This is a genomic window from Halalkalibacter hemicellulosilyticusJCM 9152 (assembly GCF_000513115.1).
Taxonomy (GTDB): domain Bacteria; phylum Bacillota; class Bacilli; order Bacillales; family Bacillaceae_D; genus Halalkalibacter; species Halalkalibacter hemicellulosilyticus.
On record NZ_BAUU01000071.1, the window covers coordinates 1 to 4,578 of the forward strand.

Genomic DNA, 4,578 nt, shown 5'->3' on the forward strand with positions numbered 1-4,578 from the left:
TTTTGGGGTTCACTTCAGCTTGCACTGCGGGGTCTCACCTTTGCTTTTCAGTGGCCTTTAAGTAATGTGCGTAGCCGTTGCCCGATTTTGAAAGCCTTGTTATGAGTGGGTTTCTCATAGCAAGGCGCGCAACGAGCGGAGCCATTACTCTTCTTTGAGTTACTAGAAAGGACTTTTTCAGTGCTCTCCTTTCATCCCGCAGGACTCTACGTATAGTTCATCCGCTACGTTATCTAAATGTTCGGATTTTCAGCTAAACACTTTTGTTTTGTCCCACCTTCTTCAGACTGTAAACAAAACGCCTTTGAGAAAGGATTCTTAAAGGCGTTTTTGTAGTTGCATCGTGATTTTCTAGAGGTGGCACTGTATCATCTCCATTTGCCTTCGCTTATCTTCCAACTTTTTTGGCAGCATCATTGCCTTTTTCACTTATATTTTAGAAAAAAATTGGTCACCTGTCTCGTATTTAAGGGGAAGCAACATTCCTTTTTCCCACTAGAAAAAGCGGAAGGGATGGGAGTGCCGACTCTGCAGGTGGGAAGGGCAGTGGAAATCCACCGGCATAGCCGGTTAGTTCCACGCCCGCCTGCGGAAAGCGTGCCCCCATCCCGGTAGCGTGATCGAAGAGCCGTATCTTGGGCAACTAAACAAAAAATGTCAATCGTCTCGCTATTGAGAGACGATCGATAGGCTGAAACTCCGAGGGTTATCTAGATGCTTCTTCCTTTTTGGGAATCAAGTTGAAAATTTCTTTAGATTCGATACTATCAACAAGACGGTTTAGCCAATCGTAATACTCAAGTGCATACTCGAGTTTTTCTTTATCTATTGTAGCCGCTTTCTTTACCTCATCAGAGGTGTCTGAATGATCAATTAATTCAATTAATTCTCCTAGTGATTTTGAAATGTGATCTATATTTGATTGGATTCCTTTTCGCCATTTAACAGAGAAAAGGTCTGCAAACGTTTGGTACCAGTCATCGGTTGATTCATACAAATCTTTACGAGTACCCTTTTTCCACACTTTTTCGACCATCTTCAATTCTTGTAGCTGTCTTACTGATGTGCTCATACTTGTTTTACTCATTCCAAGCTCGTCTTTCATTGTATCAAGAGTCATCGGCTCTTCGTTAAAGTAAAGCAACCCATATAATCGACCAACTGACTGATTCACTCCGTAAAGGTGTAAATTTTGAGCGAGCGAGTCTATACAACGAGACCTTGCTTTCTCTAGTTTCTCAACATCCTTCATCCGACCACGTCCCCATCGTTTTCTCTTATAAATATAGATATAGATTAGCACATGGGTTTTGAATTGTAAAAATGAGAGATATGATAGGATTTGGTCGCATATGGTAGGAATTCTATGTATTTTGTGCAAAATGTTCATACAGTATAAACTGTACAAACTTAATAAGCTTAATAAGCCTTAATTTCGGCTTTGTATTATTGTCCTGCTATTTTTATAATACGAGAGTAGTTGTGAAACGGAAAACCTTAGAGACGAAGGTGAAATGATGACAGAAAGAGAAGTGAAAATTAAGGTCGAAGCTGTTACAAAAATATTTGGAAAAAATGTAAAGCAGGCCTTACAGCAATTAAAAGAAGGGAAAACAAAGCAAGAAATTCTTGAAAAGACAGGCTGTACAGTTGGGGTTAATCAAGCAAGCTTTGAGGTACATAAAGGTGAAATTTTCGTCATTATGGGACTGTCAGGAAGTGGGAAATCGACACTTGTGCGATTACTTAATCGCTTAATTGATCCAACTAGTGGTCATGTATTTATTAATAACCAAGATGTCGTGAAGATGAGTAAGGAGCAATTACGAGAGGTTAGAAGAAAAGAAATTAGTATGGTTTTCCAAAAATTTGCCTTGCTTCCTCACTATACGATTTTACAAAATGCAGAGTATGGTCTTGAAATTCAAGGAGTATCTAAGGAAGAACGCAAAGCTAAAGCTCTACAATCGTTAGAGCTTGTTGGATTAAAAGGGTATGAAGATCAGTACCCAAGTCAACTAAGTGGTGGAATGCAGCAACGTGTCGGTTTAGCGCGGGCACTAGCAAATGATCCAGACGTGTTATTAATGGATGAGGCGTTCAGTGCGTTGGATCCACTTATACGAAAAGATATGCAGGATGAATTACTAGATTTACAATCTACGATGGAGAAGACAATCGTCTTTATCACGCACGATTTAGATGAGGCGTTACGTATTGGTGATCGAATTGCCCTTATGAAAGATGGGAATATCGTTCAAGTTGGTACACCAGAAGAAATCTTAATGAATCCTTCTAATCAATATGTAGAACGATTTGTCGAAGATGTTGATCTTTCTAAAGTGTTAACGGCTGAACATGTGATGAAACGTGCAGAGTCGATTCAGCTTGAAAAAGGGCCGAGAGTTGCTCTTCAGTTGATGAAGGAACGTGGGATTTCTTCTCTTTATGTAGTGAATAAGCAAAAGAAATTACTTGGTGCATTAACAGCCGATGCAGCGACGAAGGCAATTGAAGATAAGGTTAGTCTTTCAGATGTGATGACAACAAATGTAACAGCTGTTCGTCCAGATATTGTCTTGACTGATTTATTTGAGAAAGTCTCACAAGCTGGAGTTCCTGTAGCAGTGACCGATGAATCTGACCGTTTAAAAGGAATCGTCGTAAAGGGAGCCGTTATAGGAGCTTTAGCTGGAAATGAAGAACACATTAACAATCTGACTGAATCTACAATTGGGGAGGTGAAGTAATGGATTCGATACCGAAACTCCCAATTGCAGAAAACATTGATTCATTTATTAATTGGTTAACAGCTAATTTAAGTGGTCTATTTGATTTTATTAGTTTGATATTAGGTGGAATTGTAAACGGTATTGAAGCGGTTTTGCTTTTGTTACCTCCGATTTTATTTATTCTAATTATAGCTGCGATTGCTTGGAAGACAAGTAAGTGGCGTATGGCGATTTTTACGATTGCTGGCTTACTTTTAATTTGGAATTTAGGTTATTGGGACGGGATGACAAAAACATTGGCGCTCGTACTAACAGCGGTTATTGTTTCTGTAGTCATCGGGATACCTATCGGGATTTGGGCTTCGCAAAAAAGTATCGTTAAACAAGTCGTAACACCTATCTTAGATTTAATGCAAACAATGCCTGCATTTGTCTACTTAATTCCAGCTATTTTCTTCTTTAATATTGGTGTCATTCCTGGTGTTGTGGCGTCTGTTATTTTTGCAATGCCACCGACCATTAGATTGACGATACTAGGTATTCAACAAGTACCAAAGGATTTAATTGAAGCGACAGAAGCGTTTGGTTCAACAACGAAGCAGCGTCTTCTGAAGGTGCAGCTTCCACTTGCAATGCCAACGATTATGGCTGGCATTAATCAAAGTATTATGTTAGCTCTATCAATGGTAGTAATTGCAGCAATGGTTGGTGCGCCTGGACTTGGTGCAGAGGTTTACCGTGCTGTCACGCAGGTTCGTACAGGTACAGGTTTTGAAGCTGGTTTAGCGATTGTTATTATTGCAATCATTCTAGACCGGATTACTCAAAATATAGGAAACAAAAAACAAGGGGGAACACAGTAATGTTAAAAAAATTACTAGGAGTAACAACTGCAACAGTTTTTGCATTAGGATTAGTTGCATGTGGAAGTGATGAGCCGGTAGATGGAGGTTCAGAATCAGAGGAGCCAGCAGGAGAAGGCACAGAAGAGGCAACTGGATTTGATGGTGCATCTGTTGATTATCAAATTGTTGGAATCGATCCTGGTGCGGGGTTGATGAACATTACGATCAATGATGTATTACCTGAATATGGTCTTGAAGATGATTGGACAGTTGTAGAAAGTTCAAGTGCTGCAATGGTTGCTTCATTAACAAGTGCATATGAGAATGAAGAGCCGATTATTGTAACAGGGTGGAGTCCACATTTTAAGTTTAATAATTTTGATCTAAAATATTTAGAAGATCCACTCAATATTTATGGTGACACAGAAGATATTCATACTGTTGTTCGATTAGGTTTAGATGAGGATCAACCAGAAGCGTACCAATTCTTAAGTCAATTCCAATGGGAGCCTGAACATATTGAGTATGTAATGGCACTAATTGCTGAAGGGACAGCCGAAGAAGCAGCAGCGGAGCAATTCGTAGAAGAAAATGAGGAGCTTGTTGCAACATGGACTGATGGTGTAGAAGCAGTAGAAGGTGAAGAGCTTGAGCTTCTTTATGTAGCTTGGGAAGAAACGATTGCAGCGACAAATGTTGTTGGCCATGTTCTTGAAACGTTAGGCTTTGATGTGACATTAACTCAAATTGATGCGGGTCCAATGTGGGCTGGTATTGCATCAGGTAGTGGAGATGCGATTGTGTGTGCTTGGTTACCAACGACTCACGCTGAATATTATGCAGAATATGAAGGTCAATTTGAAGATTTAGGTTCGAATCTTCACGGAACACAGTTAGGGTTAGCTGTTCCAACTTACATGGAAGATATTCATTCAATTGAAGATTTAGTCGTAGAATAATGATTGAAAACGCGCATGTATGATTGCGCGTTTTTTTCTTTA

At 39.7% G+C, this 4,578-nt stretch carries 4 protein-coding genes; 3 read left to right on the forward strand and 1 reads right to left on the reverse strand.

Annotated elements, in window-relative coordinates:
• Positions 1-706 precede the first annotated feature (706 nt).
• Positions 707-1,252, reverse strand: a complete 546-nt coding sequence (locus JCM9152_RS20715; RefSeq protein ID WP_035347661.1) for a GbsR/MarR family transcriptional regulator — start codon at positions 1,250-1,252, stop codon at positions 707-709.
• A 262-nt stretch (positions 1,253-1,514) separates the two neighbouring features.
• Between JCM9152_RS20715 and JCM9152_RS20720 the strand changes: the two genes are divergently transcribed.
• Genes JCM9152_RS20720 through JCM9152_RS20730 form a run of 3 tightly spaced genes read left to right on the forward strand, consistent with a single transcriptional unit; the run spans position 1,515 to position 4,536 of the window.
• Positions 1,515-2,750, forward strand: a complete 1,236-nt coding sequence (locus JCM9152_RS20720; protein WP_035347662.1) for a quaternary amine ABC transporter ATP-binding protein — start codon at positions 1,515-1,517, stop codon at positions 2,748-2,750.
• Complete coding sequence (locus JCM9152_RS20725) at positions 2,750-3,595, forward strand: ABC transporter permease (RefSeq protein ID WP_035347664.1); 846 nt, start codon at positions 2,750-2,752, stop codon at positions 3,593-3,595. Before JCM9152_RS20720 ends, JCM9152_RS20725 begins: the two co-directional genes overlap by 1 nt.
• Positions 3,595-4,536, forward strand: coding sequence for a glycine betaine ABC transporter substrate-binding protein (locus JCM9152_RS20730; RefSeq protein WP_035347666.1), 942 nt, complete (start codon positions 3,595-3,597; stop codon positions 4,534-4,536). Before JCM9152_RS20725 ends, JCM9152_RS20730 begins: the two co-directional genes overlap by 1 nt.
• Positions 4,537-4,578 lie beyond the last annotated feature (42 nt).

Excerpts from the sequence above, each read along its gene's own strand:
- JCM9152_RS20730 (WP_035347666.1), top strand. The coding sequence starts at position 3,595 with ATGTTAAAAAAATTACTAGGAGTAACAACTGCAACAGTTTTTGCATTA.
- JCM9152_RS20720 (WP_035347662.1), top strand. The coding sequence starts at position 1,515 with ATGATGACAGAAAGAGAAGTGAAAATTAAGGTCGAAGCTGTTACAAAA.
- JCM9152_RS20715 (WP_035347661.1), bottom strand. The coding sequence starts at position 1,252 with ATGAAGGATGTTGAGAAACTAGAGAAAGCAAGGTCTCGTTGTATAGAC.
- JCM9152_RS20725 (WP_035347664.1), top strand. The coding sequence starts at position 2,750 with ATGGATTCGATACCGAAACTCCCAATTGCAGAAAACATTGATTCATTT.